Raw genomic sequence first — 20071 nt, 5'->3', positions numbered from 1 at the left:
AAACTTGGACATGCCCTAAACTGTAGTTACATACTCTTTGTCCAAAAGTCAGTTGCAATTATAAAATAAGAGGTAATATCTTAAAAGCATTAGGGAGATGAGAGTTTTGTTAATAAAGAATAAAAAAATCATAGCAATAGTTACAACATTAATATTTATTTTAAGTAGCATGTTAATAGCTAATCCTGTATGGGCAAACTACGGAGATAGGAATTTATATTGGGGTGTACGAGGAGATGATGTGAAAAACGTACAGAGAGACTTAACAAATTTAGGATATAATACATATGGTATAGATGGTGTTTTTGGGGCTAATACACATGATGCAGTAGTTAGTTTCCAAAGAGATAATGACCTACCAACTACTGGTGTTGTAGCAAGCATGACCAAAAATGCATTAAACAAACATATGAATAATCAAAATACAGTACATACAACTCAGAGAGGAGATACCCTTTTTAAAATAGCTATGCAATATGGGACAAGTGTAGATGCTATTATGCAAGCAAATAGCGTAGATCCCGATAATATATATCCTGGAATACAAATTGTAATTCCTAATAGCTCAAATACCTCGACCTCGAATCCTTCAAGAGGAGCCTCAAGATATGGTGAATATGTAGATTGGTGGAGTGTTGTGGATAGCACTTGGACAATAGGAGGAATTGCGACAATTACAGATTTGGATACAGGCATTTCATTTCAAGCAAGAAGATATGGTGGTGGTTATCATGCTGATGTTGAACCACTAACAGCAGCAGACACTGAGAAATTAAGACAAATATATGGTGGCCAGTGGAGTTGGGCAAGAAAAGCAGTATTAGTAACAACTAATGGAAGGACATTTGCTGGTTCTATGAACGGAATGCCTCATGCTCAACAAGCAATATGGGATAACAATTTTAATGGTCATTTTTGTGTACACTTTTTAAATAGCAGAACTCATGGTACTAATAGAGTATGTCCTAATCACCAAGCCATGGTAAGGAAGGCAGCAGGAAGGTAACTATAATAATAACAAATAAATCTTACTCTAGAGAAAATGAAAACTCACCTATATTTTAGGTGAGTTTTTCTTACTGCTAAAAATTTAATTCAATATGAAGGAAAAAAAGGCTAAAGTGTAGTATTCATGTATTAGGAGGTGTGTAATATTAATGTCTGATTTACTAATCGTAGGAGTTAATGGCAGTCCTAATTCTTCAGATAATACGGCCTTTTTATTAGATCAAGCTTTAAACGAAACTAAAAAATATGGTGCCATAACCAAAGTAATTCATTGTAGTTCTGAGCTAAAAAAAATTAATAATCCTTTTTGTCATGCATGTTCATCTCCTTGCACAGCAAAATGTATAGAAGATAACGAAATATTTGATGCATATAAATTAATGGCTTTAGCAGATGGAATAATAGTGGGGAGTCCAGTTTATTTTGGAACTGTTTCAGCTCAGTTAAAGGCTTTTTTTGATAAAACAAGATGGCTTAGAACAGAAAAAAGCTTAATGAATACTATAGGGGGTGCTTTATCTGTAGGAAACTCCCGTTTTGGTGGACAAGAAACTACATTAAAAGCAATACATGATATTCTTTTAGTTCAAGGTATGATAGTTGTTGGTGATGGTCATTATGATAATGACTGTGGTCATAGTGGAGCTGCTGCTCAGCGACCGGCTAAACTGGATGAAAATGGAATAAATAGATCGCGTATTTTAGGTAAAAGAATAGCTGAAGTTGCAAAACATACTAAAGATTTGCGAAAAAGGTAAGGTTTTTTAATTTTATTATTAATAAAATATAAAATCCTTAACCTATATGGCTAAGGATTTTTTTGTCTTTCAAGACAAGTTGTGTTGATTTATGGGTAGATGGGTTTATGACTAATAAGAGGTGGATAATATGAGAGTGCGAAATGAAATTGAACAAAGAGAAAAATCCATACTAAGCCCTCATGCATGTTTAGCTTCTAATAGTAAGGGGAGGCTAAATTTTGAAGAACCTGACCCTATACGTACATGCTTTATGATTGATAGAGATAGAATTGTTCATTCTAAGGCGTTTAGAAGGTTGAAGCATAAAACCCAAGTTTTTATAGCTCCTCCAGGAGATCATTATCGAACTCGACTAACCCATACTCTTGAGGTGAATCAAATAGCTAGAACTATAGGTGCAGGATTAAATCTTAATTTAGATTTAATTGAAGCCATGTCATTAGGTCACGATGTTGGGCATACCCCTTTTGCTCATGCAGGTGAACAAATACTAGATATTTTATTAAGTAATGGTTTTAAACATAACGAAAACAGTATACGAGTTTTAACTAAGATTGAACAACATAAAAACAGAAATGGTTTAAATTTGACTGTGGAAGTTTTAGATGGAGTACTTAACCATAGTGGTTATGGTAAAAGTGAAAGTAGTTCTTACACTTTAGAAGGCCAAGTAGTACGTCTTAGTGACAAAATTGCTTACGTGCAACATGATATTGACGACTCAATAAGAGCAGGACTTTTAAATTTAGATGATATACCAGTAGAGTATCTTGAAATATTAGGTTATACACATAGTATGAGAATAGGAACATTGGTTAGCGATATTATTAATAATACAAAAAAAATAATCGAAAAAAATAATGTTGTTAAAGTAGAGCCGAGTGAGGAAGTGGAGCGCGCTTTAAAAGGTTTACGAGAGTATATGTTCGAAACTATATATCGAGGTCCAGTATGTCAAGCTGAAAGAACAAGAGCAATGTTTATAATTGAACATTTACTAAAATACTTTATGAATAATCCACACAAAATGAGTCCTGTTTTTCAAACGATTGCTGATGAAGATGGTTTAGAGCAAGCTGTTGGTGATTATATTTCGGGAATGAGCGATGCCTACTGTGTTTCATTGTTTCAGGATATCTATATTCCTCAGTCATTAGTGCCTAGTGCAGTTAAAGATATTTTATATTAGTTTATAAAATATGATTCTGCTGCAAAAAGTAACTACATAAAACTTAAGGCTGAGCAAACATGTTTATCTAAGTCCTTAAGAGCAAGGCGTGGTGCATAGATCACAATACTAATTTTCAATGTATACAAATAGATATTTAGACAAAATTCGAATAAATAGAAGGGATTTTCTTGTAAATATAGAATTGTAGGTGGAGGCAATGACAAAATATTTTGATGATCAGCTTATTCGAGATATCTTATTTAGAATAGATATTGTAGAAATAATTGGTGAAACAGTGCAGTTAAATCGTAAAGGAAATCGCTATTGGGGTTTATGCCCTTTTCATCAAGAAAAGACTCCATCTTTTAGTGTTACACCAGAAAAAGAAATGTTTTATTGTTTCGGATGCCGAACAGGCGGGGATGTATTTTCTTTTGTAATGAAAAGGGATGGGGCAAGTTTCAAAGAAGCTGTTGAACTTTTAGCTGACAAAGCTGGAATTGAATTAAGGTCTTTAAAAAATGAAAATAATGAAGTTAAACAGGTACTAGAAGTTAACAAAAATGCAGCAGATTATTACAATAAAAACTTATTTACACCTGCGTCTACAAAAGCTTTGAAATATTTGAAAAAACGGAAGGTCTCTGATGAATCATTAAAACGTTATATAATAGGGTATGCATTAGATGAATGGGATGGCTTGAAAAACTATCTACTAAAACATGGTTTTTCTAAAAAAATAATAGAAAAGTCGGGACTAATATCACTAAATAAAAAAGGTACAAACCATTATGATCTATTTAGAAACAGAATTATATTTCCGATACAAAATTTTCGTGGAGATATTATAGGTTTTGGAGGCAGAGTATTAGATGATAGTTTACCTAAATATATAAATTCTCCTGAAACAGATCTATTTTCTAAGAGAAAGAATTTATATGGATTATACCAAGCTAAAGACAGTATTAGAAAACGAAATGAAGTTGTTTTAGTAGAAGGATATATGGATTGTATAAAACTAGGTCAAGCTGATATTACTAATGTTGTTGCTTCTTTAGGTACAGCTTTTACTGTAGATCAAGCTAAATTACTACAAAAGTACACAGAAAAAGTTATAATTCTATATGATGGAGATGAAGCAGGACAAAGAGAAGCAATAAAGGCAATAAATTCTCTATTAAAGGCTAATCTAAAGACTGATGTAGTTGCCCTGCCGCCAGGAAAAGATCCAGACGAATATATTGCTTTAAATGGAAAAGAGGAATTTTTAAGATATATAAAGAATAATAGTTATAATTATATAGAATTTAAGATAAACAGTAATATAAATTCGACAGAAGAATTAAACTTAGAGAACAAAAATAAAATAATAAATGAAGTAAAAAAAGACATAAATGGTCTAAATAGTGAGATTGAAAAAGATTATTTCATTCGCTTATTGTCAGAAAAACTAAAATTAGAAGAAAATACAGTATATAGAGAGATAAAATCGAAAAAGTCAAGTAATTTACCACACAAAAGGAATAAAATACAAATATCAAGGGATAATAAAAGATACGGTAATTACAGTATACAAGAGAAAATAATGGCAAAAATGTTAAAAGATGAGGAATTTTTCAATTATATTGTAGATACAATAGGCATTGACTTTATTCATAATCAACAATATAAAGCATTATTAAAAATATATCAAGGCTTACAGGGATCACACAAAGATAAAATTAATCAACTTTTTACTATAGCCGTAGAACAGGACTTAAATTCTGAATTTGCTAGAATAACATTTATTGGTGATGAAGAATTAAATAAAATAGAGATTATGGATTATGTAAAAAGAGTAAAAATTATGAAACAAGATGCAAAATGGCAAAAACTTTTTGCCAAAATACGTCAACTATCTGATGAAGGTGATTTTTATAGTGTTTTAGATTTCATTTTAAAAATTGATAAATTACTGAATAAAGCCCAGAAAGGGGGGACAAAATGAAACTGGATGGAAAGCTTGCAGAAGCAATAAGTGTTTTAGCCGAAAAAGGGAAAAAGAAAAAAAATCTGACATATGAAGAAATCGTTGATGATTTACAGGGTTTTAATCTAGAACCCGATCAAATAGATGATATTTTTGAACATTTACAATCTTTGGGAATTGCTGTAGGAGCAGAGGGTGAGATTGATTCCGAAGAAGAATTAGAAACAGAGAATATAGAAACGGAAGAGGTTATAATACCTGATGGTATAGAGATAGATGACCCAGTCCGAATGTACCTTAAAGAAATTGGCAGAGTACCTTTGTTAACAGCTACGGAAGAAATTGATTTAGCTCAAAGGATAGAAGCTTCAGAAGAAGAGGCTAAAAGACAACTAGTTGAAGCAAACCTAAGATTAGTTGTAAGTATAGCTAAAAGATATGTCGGAAGAGGTATGCTCTTTTTGGACTTAATCCAAGAAGGTAACTTAGGTTTAATGAAAGCTGTAGAAAAGTTTGATTACCGTAAAGGTTATAAATTTAGTACTTATGCGACTTGGTGGATAAGGCAGGCTATAACAAGAGCAATAGCAGATCAGGCAAGGACTATTAGAATACCAGTCCATATGGTAGAAACCATAAATAAATTATCTAGGGTTCAAAGAAACCTGTTGCAGAGCCTTGGTAGAGAGCCAACCCCAGCAGAAGTTGCAGTTGAAATGGATATTCCTGTAAATAGGGTTATTGAAATAATGAAAGTGGCTCAGGAACCAGTTTCGCTAGAAACCCCAATAGGAGAAGAAGATGATAGCCATTTAGGAGATTTCATTACTGATGAAGATGCTGAATCCCCAGAAGAATCTGCTTCATTTGTCTTGTTACGTGAGCACCTAGACGGAATCTTACATACTCTAACAGAGAGAGAGGAAAAAGTTTTAAGGCTAAGATTTGGTTTAGATGATGGAAGGCCTAGAACTCTTGAAGAGGTAGGACAAGAATTTGGGGTTACTCGGGAAAGAATAAGACAGATTGAAGCAAAGGCCCTAAGAAAGCTTAGACACCCATCAAGAAGCAAAAAATTAAAAGATTATATTGAATAATAAAAAAAATGCTTATAGTTGTTGACATAAAACAAAAATCTAGATATAATAAATCTCGTTGAGGGCATTCCTCGGTAGCTCAACGGTAGAGCATCCGGCTGTTAACCGGAGGGCTGTAGGTTCGAATCCTACCCGAGGAGCCATATTGAAGGTTCTAGCGGTAACGCTAAACAAGTTACCGCTTTTTACTTGGAAAAAACCTTTTAAAAAAAAGAATTACCCCTTGACTCCGGAAGAGATTTTTAATATACTATCTCTTGCAGGGTCAAAGGTTCACAACTGGGGCCTATAGCTCAGTTGGAAGAGCCACCGGCTCATAACCGGTTGGTCCCAGGTTCAAATCCTGGTAGGCCCACCATATTATGGCCCCTTGGTCAAGCGGTTAAGACACCGGCCTTTCACGCCGGTAACAGGGGTTCGAGTCCCCTAGGGGTCACCATTAGGGCGATTAGCTCAGCTGGGAGAGCACCTGCCTTACAAGCAGGGGGTCGTAGGTTCAAGTCCTGCATCGCCCACCATAACTTAAATAAAAAAACACTTGAATTTATATCAAGTGTTTTTTATTTTTTAGATTTTTATTTTGTAGGTAAAAGTGCTAAATTTGATATTTTCCATTTATCATTAATCTTTTTAACTATTATAAAATAAACATAATTATCATCCATTGCAAAGTAATTTTTAAACTCTTTCTTAACAACGACTTTATAATTATTTATTATAAAAAATTCTAACTTATCATAATCTTCTTTTTCAATTATTGGAATTCCATCAGTTGGGATTATTAAAAGATTTTGACTATTTTTATCCATTGTAGTAAATGAAACAACAATGTCCTTTGCTAATTTACAATCAAAGCCCTTGGAAAAATAATCAATTGCTTCCTCGAAAGTGTTTGCATTAACAGGAGAAGACTCATTATTAATATACTTTACTTCATTAAAAAAGTTGGAGTATAAATTAAAACTTTCAATGATACCAATAAAAACCTGTTCATTAATATTATCATCTTTAATTAAATGAGATGCCCAGATTGATGAAGTTGAAACTCCAATAAAAAATTTAAATATTAATAATAATAACAATAATTTGGGAAAAATTTTATACATACATAAAAAACCTTCCTTATTCCTTAAAAATCTCTAATAACTTAAGTTAATAGATAATTAAAAAGTTTATATATCTTAGCTTCCTTATAATCTATTACACATTATAACAATATGGAAAAAACATACAAAACAAAACTAGTCGAAAAATTCGCTGGGATAAATAACAATTATCACAAATATAATTTATAAACACTTATTTTAAATAATAATTCTGGCAATTTTTTTGATAAAAATACAAAAAAAGGAAGGTAAGTTTGAAATGATGGGGTTACTGATGAAAAATTTCATAACTTAGAGGCTAATATAAATGATTTTGTGGTTAGGGTAAGAATTATAAAATAAAAAAACTGTTATTGCTTAAAAAGCAATAACAGTTTTTTTATTATACCTCATGCAAACAAACTGCTAATAAACCGGGGCCAGTGTGAACACATAGAGCAGGACTAACTTCAGAAGTTATAAGTCCCTTAATATTCGGTAACTTTTTAATTTTTTCTAATAGATTGTCAAACTCATCATCTGCGCCACCATTTAAAACTGCTAAATTTATTTGTTTGTCTTTAACAGCATCTTCTACTATTTGAATTAGCTTTTCAATAGATTTTGTTCTTCCTCTTGCTTTACAGTAAGTATAATATGTTCCTTCTGTATCTACTGATATTATAGGTTTAAGGCTTAAAAATTGCCCTAACATACCGGCAACTCGTCCGATACGTCCACCTCGTCGGAGATATTCTAGTGTTTCAATTACATAATAAGCTTTTACATTTGGTTGTAAATTATTTAATTTATCAATTACATTTTCAAAACTTACTCCATCTGCAATATTTCGTGCTGCATCTAATACCATAAGTCCAGTTGCCATTGACAATGTTTTTGAATCAATAATTTTTATAACTAGATCATCAGTAAAATCTTTTGCTACTAGTTCTACTGATTGATAAGTTCCTGATAACCCACTTGAGATATGTATAGCAATTAGATGAGTAAATCCTTCTTCTTTTATTTCCTTAATAGTAGAGTTTATTATTTCTAAGGATGGCATAGAAGTAGTTGGTATTTCATCAGGCATTCGTTTATATACTTCTTGTGGTTGAATATCAACTCTATCTGAATATTCCCTATCAGGATAAATCACCTTTAAAGGTACAACCTTAATGTTATACTTATCAATAATATGTTGTGGTAAATCTGAGCCACTATCAGTCATTAAAGCAATTTTTTCATGCATGTTCGATTACCTCCTTAACAATTAAATTTTAGAATATTTTGAATATAAAATCAAAGAATACTTTATATTTTTTATCCAAACTTGACACAAGAGAGCAGGAAAGGTAAAATTACAAGATGTAAAGTATAAATACTTTACATCAGGAGGTTAAATGTTCTGTGCTAGAAAAATGGAACTATATTACTTTGTTAAAAGACTTTTATGGACCTCTTTTAACAGAAAAACAACAATATATAATGAGTTTATATTATGAAAATGATTTATCATTAACTGAAATAGCAGATGATACTAATAGTACTAGACAGGCAGTATATGATATTTTACGTAGGGCTGAAAATGCTTTAGAAGACTATGAAACAAAACTAGGTCTTGTTAAAAAATTTGAGTTTACTCGAGGTTATATTGATGAAGCTTATGAATTATTAAATAATGATAACATAAATGAACATAGTGTGAAGAAGGCTATTGAGGTGTTGAGACGCGCAGTTGAACTGATCTAGAAAAGGAGAGGTAAAGTGGCTTTTGAAGGATTATCAGATAGGCTACAGGATATATTTAAAAAGTTACGTGGCAAGGGCAAAATAACAGAAGATGATGTAAAAATTGCTATGCGGGAAGTACGTCTTGCTTTACTAGAAGCTGACGTAAATTATAAGGTAGTCAAAGACTTTATATCTAAAATTAGAGAAAGAGCAGTAGGTCAAGAGGTTTTAGATAGCTTAACTCCCGGTCAACAAGTTATTAAAATAGTTCATGATGAAATGACCGAATTAATGGGAGGTACCGAGAGTAAGTTAGAAATAGCAACGAAACCGCCAACAATAGTTATGGCTGTTGGACTTCAAGGTGCGGGTAAAACTACATCTGTAGGCAAATTGGCTAAAAACCTTTTAAAACAGGGAAAAAAACCACTATTAGTTGCATGTGATGTCTATAGACCTGCAGCAATTAAACAACTTCAAGTGTTAGGAGAACAAGTAGGGGTGCCTGTATTTAGTATGGGACAGGGTAATCCCGTTGATATAGCACGAGGATCAATTGAATATGCAAAATCAAATAATAGAGATGTAGTAATTTTAGATACAGCGGGTAGATTACATGTTAATGAAGAATTGATGGATGAACTAAAACAAATAAAATCTAATGTAAAACCTCAAGAAATATTACTTGTAGTAGATGCAATGACTGGGCAAGATGCGGTTAATGTAGCTGAAAGCTTTAATAATGAGTTAGACCTTACTGGAGTAGTTTTAACTAAACTAGATGGAGATACACGTGGAGGGGCTGCATTATCAGTTAAAGCAGTAACTGGTTGTCCGGTAAAATATGTTGGTTTAGGTGAAAAGCTAGATGCCTTAGAAGTGTTTTTCCCTGAAAGAATGGCTTCTAGGATTTTAGGAATGGGAGATATAGTAAGCCTAGTTGAAAAGGCTCAAGCTAATTTTAATGAAGATAAAGCTAAAGAAATGGAAAGAAAAATACGTAAGCAAGAATTTACGCTAGAAGATTTCTTGGAGCAGATGCAACAGGTTAAATCAATGGGTCCTTTAGAAGACTTATTGGGAATGATACCTGGAATGGGAAAACAGCTTAAGGGGATGCAGGGACAATTAGATGAAAAAGAGCTTGTTAAAATAGAATGCATAATTCAATCAATGACTCCTGAAGAAAGAGTAGATCCTAGTATATTAAATGGAAGTAGAAAGAAAAGGATTGCTAGGGGAAGTGGGACAAAAGTTCAAGATGTTAACCGAACAATAAAGCAATTCCAAGAATCTAGAAAACTAATGAAACAGTTTTCTGAAGCTACTAATAATAAAAAAGGAAAACGCGGAGGAATGCCTTTTAAATTTCCTTTTTAATTAAACATAAATCCGTGAAATATAAAGGGAGGTGAAATTGTGGCGACAAAAATAAGATTGAGAAGAATGGGAGCTAAAAAAAGACCTTTTTATAGAGTTGTAGTAGCTGACGCTAGGTCACCAAGAGATGGTCGTTTTATAGAGGAAATAGGATATTATGATCCAACCACTAATCCAGCTACCATTAAAATTGATGAAGAAAAAGCAATTAAATGGCTATCAGATGGTGCAAAACCTTCAGCTACAGCAAAATCAATTTTACAAAAACAAGGTATTACAGCTAAATTTGCAAGTCGGAAATAACCTGGGGGTGAAATAGGTGAAAGACCTAGTTGAACTTATTGCCAGATCACTGGTAGATAACCCCGATGAAGTTGATGTCCAAGAAGTAGAGGGTGATAGATCAATAATCCTTGAATTAAGGGTTGCGCCTGATGATATGGGCAAAGTTATTGGCAAACAGGGGAAAATTGCGAAATCTATTCGCACATTAACAAAGGCTGCTGCAGCCAAAGAAGGAAAAAGAGTAGCAGTAGAAATTATGAGATAGGGCTAATTATTAGCCCTATTGCTTTTGAGTCAAAGGGGACGGTTCTTTTTGACTCATTAATATGAGTCAAAAAGAACCGTCCCCTTTGACTCACCCTCTGACTCCTAACAGTTTTTTATTTGGGGGTATAAAATGCAATCAAAAGAATTAATTAGTATTGGTAAAATAAGTGGAACTCATGGCGTGAGGGGAATAATCAAAGTAATACCACTAACTGAATTCCCAGAACGGTTTAATGACCTCGAAGAAGTCATTATAAATAAGGATAGTGAGTCTAAAACATTTAACATTGAGTCAGTAGGTAAACATAAGCAACATATATTGTTAAAACTAAAGGAAATCAATACTAGAGAGGAAGCGCAAACTATTAATCACGCCCATTTAAAAATACCTGAAAATCAAGTATATCCTTTACCCCCTGGGTATTATTATCATTTTCAATTAATTGGTTTAAATGTTTATGATGAGGAAAAGGGGGAGCTAGGAAAAATTATAGACATTATTGAAACAGGTGCTAATGATGTCTATGTAATTAAATCTGAAGTTTATGGAGAAATATTATTACCTGCGATAAAACAGGTTATTAAAGATACAGATATAGACAATAATTTAATGAAAGTAGAGCTCTTACCTGGTTTGCTAGAATAATGGAGGTTAAAATGAAGATAGACATCTTAACACTATTTCCCGATTTTTTTATTAATCCATTAAATGAAAGTATAGTTGGTAGGGCTATAGATAAAGGAAAGATCGAAGTAGAAACAATAAATATTCGTAATTATGCTCTCAACAAACACCGCCAGGTTGATGATTACCCATATGGTGGCGGTTCAGGTATGGTATTAAAGGCTGATGTGTTAATATCTGCTATTAATGATATTAAAAAAGTGAATTCATGGGTTATATATATGTCACCACAAGGGAAAGTCCTAAATCAAAAAAAAGTAAAAGAGTTATCTGAAAAAAGCCATTTAGTAGTTCTTTGTGGACATTATGAAGGTGTAGACGAAAGAGCATTAACAGAAGTTGATGAAGAAATATCTATTGGTGACTATGTTCTAACAGGTGGAGAACTTCCGGCTTTAGTTTTAACTGATGCTGTGACGAGGTTAATACCTGGTGTTTTAGGAGATGATAACTCTGCTATAGATGAATCGTTTACTGATTATTTACTTGAATATCCACATTATACAAGACCTGCAGAATTTAATGGATTAAAAGTTCCTGATATATTACTTTCTGGTCATCATGAAAACATAAGGTTATTCAGAAAAAAGCAAAGCTTGTTAAGAACACTAATAAAACGTCCTGATCTTTTATTATCAAAAGAATTTGATGAAGAAGAAGAAAAAATTTTAAAAGAAATACTGTTTGATAGGGAGTATAGTTAAAGTGAGAAACTCGAAGGTATATATAGCTTTAATGCATTATCCTATGTATAATAAACAAATGGAAACAATAACTACTTCTATTACCAACTTAGATTTACATGATATATCAAGATGTGCTAAGACTTATAATGTAGATTCTTTTTTCATAGTACATCCTTCGCCAAACCAGCAGAGTCTAATAAAAGATATAATGAGCTATTGGCAGGAAGGGTATGGTGGAGTCTATAATCCGGATAGAAAAGAAGCCTTTAATATAATGAGATTAACTCATGATTTTAAAGAAACAGTAGATAAAATTGAAAATGAAACTGGGCAGAAAGTTACTACTGTAGCTACTGATGCACGTATATATAAAAATAGTGTAAGTTATAAAAGTTTAAAAAATAAAATATTTAATGAAGATAAATGCTTTTTAATTTTGTTTGGGACAGGTTGGGGGATTGCAGAAGAACTTATTAACAAGTGTGATTATATATTACATCCAATAGAGCCAGGAGGTACTTATAATCATCTTTCTGTAAGAAGTGCAGTTTCAATTATTTTAGATAGATTATTAGGAGAATTCTGGTTTAGTATCTAGTTTTTCTTGAGGTTATATCTTTACTTGTGATATAATACCCTTGTTGTATAATACGTGTTCCGCTGCATTAAATATAGAATGTACGAACATTTCCTGGAAGGAGGTAAAAGATAATGCAAGATATAATTAAATTTATTGAACAAGAACATTATAAAGACGATAGGCCTAATTTTGGACCTGGGGATACTGTGAAGGTGCATGTAAAAGTTATTGAAGGAACAAGAGAAAGAATTCAGATTTTTGAAGGAACTGTAATGAAAATAAGAGGAGAAGGGCTATCTAAAACATTTACTGTTAGAAGACTCTCTTATGGTGTAGCAGTAGAAAGAACTTTTCCATTTCATTCACCCAGAGTAGCAAAAATAGAAGTTACCAGACGTGGTAAAGTTAGAAGAGCTAGATTGTTTTATCTACGTGGCAGAACTGGTAAAAAGGCTAGAGTTAAAGAAAAAGGTAGATACTAAAATAAACATAACGAGAAATGAGGAGAATACCAGTTTTGGTATTCTCTTTTTAAATATGGGGGTTTATATAGTGGCAATTAACTGGTACCCAGGGCATATGGTTAAGGCCAAAAGAGAAATTGAAGAAAATATAAAGTTAGTTGATATAGTATTAATATTAGTTGATGCAAGAGCGCCATTGTCATGTAGAAATATGGATCTAGAAGAGATCGCGAAAAAGAAAAAAATAATATATGTGTTAAACAAAAAAGACCTAATAAAAAAAGAGGATACTAATAAGCATTTGCGTAACTTTAAAGAAGAAGGGTTTTGGGTAACAGCAATAGATTCTATTAAAGGTAAAGGTTCTAAAGACGTTATTAACACGATAAAGCTAGCTTACAAACCACTAGCTGAAGAGATGGTAAAGCGTGGCCGACGAGTTAGGCCAGCTAGGGTAATGGTAGTGGGGGTCCCTAATGTTGGCAAATCAACCTTTTTAAATAACCTAGTTGGTAAAAAAATGGCTAAAACAGGTGCTAAGCCTGGTTTGACCAGAGGAAAACAATGGGTAAGGATTCGAGAAGATATTGAATTTATGGATACCCCAGGTTTAATGTGGCCTAAAGTAGAAAGTGAGGAACAGGGGTTAAAACTTGCACTTTTAAGTCTCGTCGGGGAAAATGCATATGATAATGAGGAGGTAGCAATATTTCTTGTTGAATACTTAAAAAAGACATTTTCGCAGACATTAAAAGAAAAGTATAAAATTGAAAGTTTAGATAAAGAGATAGGAGAAATATTAATTGAAATTGCAAGAAAAAGAGGTCATATATATAAAGGAGGAGACGTGAACATACAAAAAACCTATCAACTAATTTTAAATGACTTTCGTAAAGGTTTTTTAGGCAAAATATGTCTTGATTAATAATAAAAAAACTTGCGTCCTTATATGGGCGTATTTTTTTTGAGAATTTTGTCAAACAAAAGCAGGAATAAACAAAAACATAAAGAATAAATCTATTATAATTAAACATAAATAATATAACTAAAAGTTATAGCCATAACCTTTGGTTATAAGTGGGAGGTAATGTTGTTGGATAGGAGTAAGTGGTTAATTTTAGCTACTGGTTTATCTGTAGGTGTAATTGCTGCAATTTTGGTTAAGCTAGGTAATCCCTTGAACATGGGATTTTGTATTGCATGCTTTGAAAGGGATATTGCTGGAGCTGTTGGATTACATCGTGCGGCTGTAGTTCAGTATATGCGTCCTGAGATTATTGGTCTTATATTAGGTGCAATGCTAATTGCTATGTTTTCAGGGGAATTTAAAGCTCGCGGAGGTTCTTCTACATTTTTAAGGTTTATTATGGGTGTATTCATGATGATAGGTGCACTTGTATTTTTAGGTTGTCCTTTAAGAGATGTTCTTAGAATGGCTGGTGGAGACTTTAATGCCTACATAGGTTTTTTAGGATTTGTAGCTGGGGTAGCAACTGGAGTATACTTTTTAAGAAATGGATTTAATTTAGGAAGACAAGATTATAGCCATTCTAATGCTGGTGGGGTTGTACTACCACTGGTATTTGTGTTTTTCTATTTCCTATTATTAAAAGGCACTGTTTTCAATCCTGATGCAGGTGGTCCACTGTTCTTCAGTGAAACTGGACCAGGTTCAATGTTTGCTCCGATTTTTGTAGCACTAGCCGCAGGCTTAATAGTTGGAGTGTTAGCTCAACGTACTAGACTGTGCTTGAGTGGGGGTATTAGAGATTATATTTTAATAAGAGACAATTATTTACTTATCGGATTTTTAGGTATATTTGCTGGTGCGTTAATACTTAATATACCTTTTGGCTTCTTTAATCCAGGATTTGAAGATCAACCAATAGCACACACTATGCATATTTGGAACTTCCTAGGTCTATACCTTGTTGGATTAGCAGCATGTCTACTAGGAGGATGTCCTTTAAGACAACTAATTCTAACCGGTGAAGGTGATATGGATGCTGCTGCAGTTGTGGCTGGTATGGTAGTAGGAGCAGCATTTGCACATAACTTCTTATTTGCTGCAAGTCCAGATGGTGTTGGTATATATGGTCAAATTGCTTGTGTTGTAGGTATTTTATTTATGTTCTGGATTGGTTATAGCTATCGAGAGGAGTAGGGGGTAAAAATATGGATAAATTAGATGTTAGAGGACTAAGTTGTCCCATGCCGGTATTACAAACAAAAAAAGCTATTGATAAGGGGGCCAAAGAATTATTAATCTTAGGCACCTCTCAAGTTGCCAAAGAAAATGTATTAAGATTAGTAAAGTCCCAAGGTTTTGATGCTAATCTTACAGTAGATGAGAAAAACGATTGGGAAATGGAAATAAAAAAATAAATAATTTATGAGCATGAGGGATATGCGGAAGCACGGGGGTCGGAAGCACGGGGACGGTTCTTTTGCTTCCTGAAAAGGAAGCAAAAGACCGCCCCCGTGCTTCCGACCCCCGTGCTTTTCCCAGGATGTAAAAGTTTTTAAATCTATATGCTTTTAGCTTCATGTGGTATAATATGCAATAATTAGTAAAGAAAGGTTGAAGAGCTAAATGAGTAGATTTCCTCATATTTTTAAAAGGGGGTATATTTGTAATCTATTTACAAAAAATCGCATAGTAATGGCACCTGTGACATTCGGTTATGCAAGTACTCAAGGAAAAGTTACTGATTCACTAATTAAATGCTATGAAGCTAGAGCTGCTGGTGGTGTGGGTCTTATAATAGTTGAAGCTGCATGTGTAGACAGTGCTTATGGTAGAGAAGGAACAAATCAGCTTAATATAGATCATCCACGATATATAAATGGATTGTTTAACTTATCTAAGTCTATAAAATGTTATGGTAGTAAATGTTTTATTCAGTTATTTCATGGAGGTAGGCAATCTTCAGAAAAAGTTACTGGTAACCAACCAGTTGCTCCTTCTTCAATTCCATGTTCTATGGTAAAAGAAAATCCTAGAGAGCTAACAAAAGATGAAATAGAAAATTTAATTAAAAAATTTATAACATCTGCTGAGTATGCACATGTGGCTGGGTTTGAAGGTGTGGAATTACATGCTGCACATGGCTATTTAATAAATCAATTTTTATCACCCCACACCAACAAAAGAAATGATGAATATGGTGGAAGCTTTAATAATAGAATACGTTTTTTGCTAGAAATTGTTAATGGTATAAAAAACTTACCTATTAAGCTTGCATTATCTGTACGAATTAACATAGATGATTTTGTAAAAGGAGGTTTAAAGCCAGATGAAGCAATAAAAATATGTCAAGTGCTTGAAAAAAGTGGTGTTGATATAATTCATACCTCTTGTGGTACTTATGAGTCTGGGTTAACTAGTGTAGAACCAGTTTCATATCCAGAAGGCTGGCGAGTATATTTAGCGGAAAAGGTGAAAAAAGCTGTAAGTATACCAGTTATTACCGGGGGGGTAATATGTAGTCCAATAATGGCCAATAATATTATTGCAAAAAATCAAGCAGATTATGTATTTTTGGGGAGAGCATTATTAGCTGACAGTGACTGGGTTAATAAAGCTCATGATGATAAATTAGCTGATATTACACCATGTATAATGTGCAATATGTGTGTTGGAAATAGATTTAAAGGTTTACCTGTAAAATGTAGTGTAAACCCTATGATTGGAAGAGTAGAAAATAATGGAGAAAAACGAAGTATAAATGGTAAATTTAAAGCTGTAGTAATAGGTGGTGGTCCTGCTGGCATGCAGACATCTTTATCATTAAGTGAGAAGGGTTTTGATGTAACAATTTATGAAAAGGAATCATCATTAGGAGGCCAACTAAACATTGCATCAATACCACCATATAAACAAAGGATTAAATTATTTAAAGAAAATTTAAAAAAAAGAGTTTATAAATCAAAAGTAAATGTAGTTCTAAATACTTATATTGATTTTAAGGACATAGCTATAGATACAGATATATTGGTTTTGGCAACTGGTTCAGAACCAAACATGTTAGATATAAAATCTAACGATTATTCCAAATTTATAAGTGCAGATGATATTTTAAATCACAAAACAGTGATTAAAAATAAAAAAGTATTAGTTATAGGAGGGGGAGCAGTAGGCTGTGAGACAGCTGAATTTTTATTGGAAAGTAATAATGTAATAATATTAGAACAAAAACCCCACCTGGCTCAAAATATGGAAAAGAAAAATCGACGTGATTTAATGAATCGTTTAGAAAATAAAGGTTTAATTAAGAAAGTTAATTCTCTAATTGTTAAAATAGATATTAATCAAGCTTTGATTAATAATTCTCAAAAAGAAGAAATAATCGATTTTGATTATGTGGTTTATGCTGTAGGTAGAACACCTTCTAATGAAATATATAATAAAGTTAAAAAATCAATACCTCTGGTTTTTGCTATAGGTGATGCAGTAGAAGTTAGAGGTATTAGGGATGCTATGTTAGAAGGATATATGGTAGGTGAACAAGTATATTATATATTAAAAAATAAATAAGAAAGCACGGGTGGGGAAGCACGGGGACGGTTCTTTTGCTTCCTAAAAAAAGGAAGCAAAAGAACCGTCCCCGTGCTTCCCCTCTAGTTTTGAAAAATTGATAATAAAAAAGGTGAATTAAGAATGCAAGAAAAGATAAGATTCTTAAGATTAGAAGAGTTAAATCGTTTAGAAGAAATGAAAATGTATGAGTCTGAATTACATAAACAGGGTTACGAGTTAATCGCAGGTGTTGATGAAGTAGGGAGAGGGTGCATAGCTGGGCCTGTAGCAGCTAGTGCTGTTATACTCCCTCCTGATTTTATATTAGAAGAAGTAGATGATTCCAAAAAATTAACTGAAAAAAAACGCTTGTACTTATCTCAGGAAATAAAAAAACAGGCTTTAGCATGGGCAGTTGCCTTTATAAATCCTCCTTACTTAGATGAGATTAATATATTAAATGCAACTATAGAAGCTATGAAGCTTGCTATAAATGGACTAACACTGCAACCAGATTTTTTATTAATAGATGCACTAAAAATTAACGATATAAATATTAAACAGCAATCTATTATTAGAGGTGACAGTAAAAGCATGTCTATTGCTTGTGCTTCGATATTAGCCAAAGTAGAAAGGGATAATCTTTTAAACTCATATGATTCATTATATCCTTATTATGGCTTTGGTAAGCATAAAGGTTATGCTACCAAAAAGCATATTCAAGCATTATTTAAAAATGGTGTAACACCAATTCATAGAGTTAGTTTTCAACCAGTTAAAACATTGATAGTAGGAGGAAATTATAGTGAACAACCAGGTCTCTTTTGATCGGGTAATGCTAAACCTAACAACTTCAGTACAAGGTCTAAACTTGAAAAAAGGAGAGGTAGTAAAGGGCTTAGTTCATGGTGTAAGAGATAATGGTTTAATTATGTTAGCGTTAAAAGGTAGAATGACAGAAGCATTTTGTCAGTTTGCGGTTAGACCGGGACAAGAACTTTTTTTGATAGTAGATGGATTTAGAGATGGGAAAGCATATTTAAAACCAGTAACTCCTGTTCAGATGGAGCAAATGGAAAATGCCAATATTAGAGCACAGTTATCAGAGCAGGGTATACCGGCAAGAAATGAAAATATTATGATGGCAAAAAAACTAATTCAACATAACATGCCAGTTACACAATCTAATTTATCACAGCTAGAACAAGGTAGCAGAATATTAGGAGAATTTAATCAAAGAAATCTAGAAATAACTGCCTTTGCTATTTCACGTGGAATGGAAATAAACTCCCAGACATTAAATGCCCTTAGCCAATTTTTAAGTGGAAATAATATGGCAAATATGTTTTCTGATATTAAAACACTATTAAACAACTTAAATAACTCAAGTGCTAATCAAAACACTAGTACCAATACTACGCCTAATCGTGCTCCCAATACACAGCAGCCTACAGTTTCTAATAATGCTAGTCAACAGATCAATACAAGTACTAATACAGGAAATATTAATTCTAATCCATCCCAACCACAGATAAATATTACTAGTTCAGATACCCCTAGAGGTAATACTATGGAGCCAAATCAGAATAGACCAATTTTAACTCAAAATCAAACAAACCAAAACATTAATATATCAGATGCTAGTAACTTAACTAACAATACCTTGCCTTCAAGAAGCATAGCAAGCAACCTACTATTTACTGGCTTGCAAAACATATTTACACAAATGGTAAGGAGTATAGAGATTAATCCAAATCAATCATCATTACAGCAAATTAGCAATGCTATTCAAAACAATGTTTTAGCTGAAAATGAATTATTAAAAAATCTTGTACTTTTGAAGGAGTTTGTAAAAAATACGAGAATTAATAATCCGGTAATAAATCAAATTTTTAATAGTATTGAAAGCTTTGAAAAAGAATTGTCTGGTCAAAGAGCTTTTAATAGCTTGCCAAGGTTAACTGGTGACAACTCAGTTAACTATTATTATTTTTCAATACCAGTATTAGTTGAGGAAGAGTATAAATTATTTTCTATAAAAATAAACAAAGGTTTTAAAAACAAAACTACTTCCCAACTTGATAATTTTAAGCTAATAGTTTCCCATGATACCAATAATATGGGGATAGTTTTATTTCACATAAATTGGTATAAAAGTGGTGAATTAACGCTTAAAGGTGTGGTAGAAAGTGAAGAAGTAAGTAAGCATTTATCAAAAAACATCAATAAATTGTTACAAAAGCTTAAAACATTAGGTTTTTCAGTAACTGATTTAGGAATTAAAGTAGCTGAAGATAGCAGTGAAATTGATGTAATGAGACCAAAAATAGAAGAAGAAGTTCCTGTTATGAAAACATTTTCTATAGATGTGACAGTATAA

Annotated in this window: 21 protein-coding genes and 4 tRNA genes; 23 read left to right on the top strand and 2 right to left on the bottom strand. The window is 32.7% G+C overall.

The window, feature by feature from the left end; all coding sequences use genetic code 11:
• Positions 1-106: 106 nt before the first annotated feature.
• The 9 genes from SYNTR_RS06795 to SYNTR_RS06755 all read left to right on the top strand — a co-directional run bounded on the left by SYNTR_RS06795 (position 107) and on the right by SYNTR_RS06755 (position 6524).
• Positions 107-1006, top strand: a complete 900-nt coding sequence (locus SYNTR_RS06795; RefSeq protein WP_197079047.1) for a peptidoglycan-binding protein — start codon at positions 107-109, stop codon at positions 1004-1006.
• A gap of 151 nt (positions 1007-1157) precedes the next feature.
• Positions 1158-1766 carry a flavodoxin family protein gene (locus SYNTR_RS06790; protein WP_156203810.1) on the top strand — a complete coding sequence of 203 codons (609 nt, stop codon included), beginning with the start codon at positions 1158-1160 and terminating at the stop codon, positions 1764-1766.
• A gap of 130 nt (positions 1767-1896) precedes the next feature.
• The gene (locus SYNTR_RS06785; RefSeq protein WP_156203809.1) at positions 1897-2958 is read left to right on the top strand and encodes a deoxyguanosinetriphosphate triphosphohydrolase; all 1062 of its coding nucleotides are present in this window, start codon (positions 1897-1899) and stop codon (positions 2956-2958) included.
• 199 nt (positions 2959-3157) lie between these two features.
• Positions 3158-4927 (top strand): DNA primase, encoded by a 1770-nt coding sequence (dnaG, locus tag SYNTR_RS06780; protein WP_156203808.1) that lies wholly within the window; start codon positions 3158-3160, stop codon positions 4925-4927.
• Positions 4924-6006, top strand: a complete 1083-nt coding sequence (gene rpoD, locus SYNTR_RS06775; protein WP_156203807.1) for an RNA polymerase sigma factor RpoD — start codon at positions 4924-4926, stop codon at positions 6004-6006. Before dnaG ends, rpoD begins: the two co-directional genes overlap by 4 nt.
• Before the next feature lie 68 nt (positions 6007-6074).
• Positions 6075-6149: transfer RNA gene (locus tag SYNTR_RS06770), tRNA-Asn, on the top strand.
• Between the two features lie 139 nt (positions 6150-6288).
• Positions 6289-6364 (top strand) — tRNA-Ile (locus tag SYNTR_RS06765).
• A gap of 6 nt (positions 6365-6370) precedes the next feature.
• Positions 6371-6445: transfer RNA gene (locus SYNTR_RS06760), tRNA-Glu, on the top strand.
• Between the two features lie 3 nt (positions 6446-6448).
• Positions 6449-6524, top strand: a tRNA-Val gene (locus SYNTR_RS06755).
• A 57-nt stretch (positions 6525-6581) separates the two neighbouring features.
• Here the strand turns inward: SYNTR_RS06755 and SYNTR_RS06750 are convergent.
• The gene (locus SYNTR_RS06750; protein WP_156203806.1) at positions 6582-7112 is read right to left on the bottom strand and encodes a hypothetical protein; all 531 of its coding nucleotides are present in this window, start codon (positions 7110-7112) and stop codon (positions 6582-6584) included.
• A gap of 382 nt (positions 7113-7494) precedes the next feature.
• The gene (locus tag SYNTR_RS06745; protein WP_156203805.1) at positions 7495-8343 is read right to left on the bottom strand and encodes a DegV family protein; all 849 of its coding nucleotides are present in this window, start codon (positions 8341-8343) and stop codon (positions 7495-7497) included.
• A 158-nt stretch (positions 8344-8501) separates the two neighbouring features.
• On the opposite strand from SYNTR_RS06745, the gene SYNTR_RS06740 reads away from it, so the two are divergent.
• The 14 genes from SYNTR_RS06740 to SYNTR_RS06675 all read left to right on the top strand — a co-directional run bounded on the left by SYNTR_RS06740 (position 8502) and on the right by SYNTR_RS06675 (position 20071).
• On the top strand, positions 8502-8843 hold the full coding sequence (locus SYNTR_RS06740; protein WP_156203804.1) for a putative DNA-binding protein: 342 nt from the start codon (positions 8502-8504) through the stop codon (positions 8841-8843).
• Between the two features lie 15 nt (positions 8844-8858).
• Positions 8859-10205 carry a signal recognition particle protein gene (ffh, locus tag SYNTR_RS06735; protein WP_156203803.1) on the top strand — a complete coding sequence of 449 codons (1347 nt, stop codon included), beginning with the start codon at positions 8859-8861 and terminating at the stop codon, positions 10203-10205.
• Positions 10206-10244: 39 nt separating this feature from the next.
• A complete protein-coding gene (gene rpsP, locus SYNTR_RS06730; protein WP_156203802.1) occupies positions 10245-10508 on the top strand; it encodes a 30S ribosomal protein S16 in 264 nt (87 codons plus the stop codon).
• A 16-nt stretch (positions 10509-10524) separates the two neighbouring features.
• On the top strand, positions 10525-10755 hold the full coding sequence (locus SYNTR_RS06725) for a KH domain-containing protein (protein WP_156203801.1): 231 nt from the start codon (positions 10525-10527) through the stop codon (positions 10753-10755).
• A gap of 132 nt (positions 10756-10887) precedes the next feature.
• Positions 10888-11403, top strand: a complete 516-nt coding sequence (rimM, locus tag SYNTR_RS06720) for a ribosome maturation factor RimM (protein WP_156203800.1) — start codon at positions 10888-10890, stop codon at positions 11401-11403.
• 11 nt (positions 11404-11414) lie between these two features.
• Entirely contained in the window at positions 11415-12146 is a 732-nt protein-coding gene (gene trmD / locus SYNTR_RS06715; RefSeq protein WP_156203799.1) for a tRNA (guanosine(37)-N1)-methyltransferase TrmD, read from the top strand.
• A 31-nt stretch (positions 12147-12177) separates the two neighbouring features.
• Positions 12178-12726, top strand: coding sequence for an RNA methyltransferase (locus SYNTR_RS06710; protein ID WP_243140273.1), 549 nt, complete (start codon positions 12178-12180; stop codon positions 12724-12726).
• Between the two features lie 113 nt (positions 12727-12839).
• Positions 12840-13190: a 50S ribosomal protein L19 gene (rplS, locus tag SYNTR_RS06705; RefSeq protein WP_156203797.1), complete on the top strand. Its 351-nt coding sequence runs from the start codon at positions 12840-12842 to the stop codon at positions 13188-13190.
• Positions 13191-13260: 70 nt separating this feature from the next.
• A complete protein-coding gene (gene ylqF / locus SYNTR_RS06700; RefSeq protein WP_156203796.1) occupies positions 13261-14097 on the top strand; it encodes a ribosome biogenesis GTPase YlqF in 837 nt (278 codons plus the stop codon).
• 162 nt (positions 14098-14259) lie between these two features.
• Positions 14260-15336, top strand: coding sequence for a YedE family putative selenium transporter (gene yedE, locus SYNTR_RS06695; protein ID WP_420885498.1), 1077 nt, complete (start codon positions 14260-14262; stop codon positions 15334-15336).
• Positions 15337-15347: 11 nt separating this feature from the next.
• Positions 15348-15557, top strand: a complete 210-nt coding sequence (locus SYNTR_RS06690) for a sulfurtransferase TusA family protein (RefSeq protein WP_156203794.1) — start codon at positions 15348-15350, stop codon at positions 15555-15557.
• A 277-nt stretch (positions 15558-15834) separates the two neighbouring features.
• Positions 15835-17709, top strand: coding sequence for an NAD(P)/FAD-dependent oxidoreductase (locus tag SYNTR_RS06685; protein WP_197079046.1), 1875 nt, complete (start codon positions 15835-15837; stop codon positions 17707-17709).
• 123 nt (positions 17710-17832) lie between these two features.
• Positions 17833-18519 carry a ribonuclease HII gene (locus SYNTR_RS06680; RefSeq protein ID WP_156203792.1) on the top strand — a complete coding sequence of 229 codons (687 nt, stop codon included), beginning with the start codon at positions 17833-17835 and terminating at the stop codon, positions 18517-18519.
• Positions 18497-20071, top strand: a complete 1575-nt coding sequence (locus tag SYNTR_RS06675; protein WP_156203791.1) for a hypothetical protein — start codon at positions 18497-18499, stop codon at positions 20069-20071. The genes SYNTR_RS06680 and SYNTR_RS06675 overlap by 23 nt, the downstream gene beginning before the upstream one ends.

Origin of the sequence: Candidatus Syntrophocurvum alkaliphilum (genome assembly GCF_009734445.1) — a bacterium.
In the GTDB taxonomy this organism is placed as follows: domain Bacteria; phylum Bacillota; class Syntrophomonadia; order Syntrophomonadales; family Syntrophomonadaceae; genus Syntrophocurvum; species Syntrophocurvum alkaliphilum.
Note: the sequence above shows the minus strand (reverse complement) of the source record. Positions and strands in the feature narration are given on the sequence as shown.

Excerpts from the sequence above, each read along its gene's own strand:
- SYNTR_RS06790 (WP_156203810.1), top strand. The coding sequence starts at position 1,158 with ATGTCTGATTTACTAATCGTAGGAGTTAATGGCAGTCCTAATTCTTCA.
- SYNTR_RS06785 (WP_156203809.1), top strand. The coding sequence starts at position 1,897 with ATGAGAGTGCGAAATGAAATTGAACAAAGAGAAAAATCCATACTAAGC.
- dnaG (WP_156203808.1), top strand. The coding sequence starts at position 3,158 with ATGACAAAATATTTTGATGATCAGCTTATTCGAGATATCTTATTTAGA.
- rpoD (WP_156203807.1), top strand. The coding sequence starts at position 4,924 with ATGAAACTGGATGGAAAGCTTGCAGAAGCAATAAGTGTTTTAGCCGAA.
- SYNTR_RS06750 (WP_156203806.1), bottom strand. The coding sequence starts at position 7,112 with ATGTATAAAATTTTTCCCAAATTATTGTTATTATTATTAATATTTAAA.
- SYNTR_RS06745 (WP_156203805.1), bottom strand. The coding sequence starts at position 8,343 with ATGCATGAAAAAATTGCTTTAATGACTGATAGTGGCTCAGATTTACCA.
- rimM (WP_156203800.1), top strand. The coding sequence starts at position 10,888 with ATGCAATCAAAAGAATTAATTAGTATTGGTAAAATAAGTGGAACTCAT.
- trmD (WP_156203799.1), top strand. The coding sequence starts at position 11,415 with ATGAAGATAGACATCTTAACACTATTTCCCGATTTTTTTATTAATCCA.
- SYNTR_RS06710 (WP_243140273.1), top strand. The coding sequence starts at position 12,178 with ATGCATTATCCTATGTATAATAAACAAATGGAAACAATAACTACTTCT.
- rplS (WP_156203797.1), top strand. The coding sequence starts at position 12,840 with ATGCAAGATATAATTAAATTTATTGAACAAGAACATTATAAAGACGAT.
- yedE (WP_420885498.1), top strand. The coding sequence starts at position 14,260 with ATGTTGTTGGATAGGAGTAAGTGGTTAATTTTAGCTACTGGTTTATCT.
- SYNTR_RS06690 (WP_156203794.1), top strand. The coding sequence starts at position 15,348 with ATGGATAAATTAGATGTTAGAGGACTAAGTTGTCCCATGCCGGTATTA.
- SYNTR_RS06685 (WP_197079046.1), top strand. The coding sequence starts at position 15,835 with ATGGCACCTGTGACATTCGGTTATGCAAGTACTCAAGGAAAAGTTACT.
- SYNTR_RS06680 (WP_156203792.1), top strand. The coding sequence starts at position 17,833 with ATGCAAGAAAAGATAAGATTCTTAAGATTAGAAGAGTTAAATCGTTTA.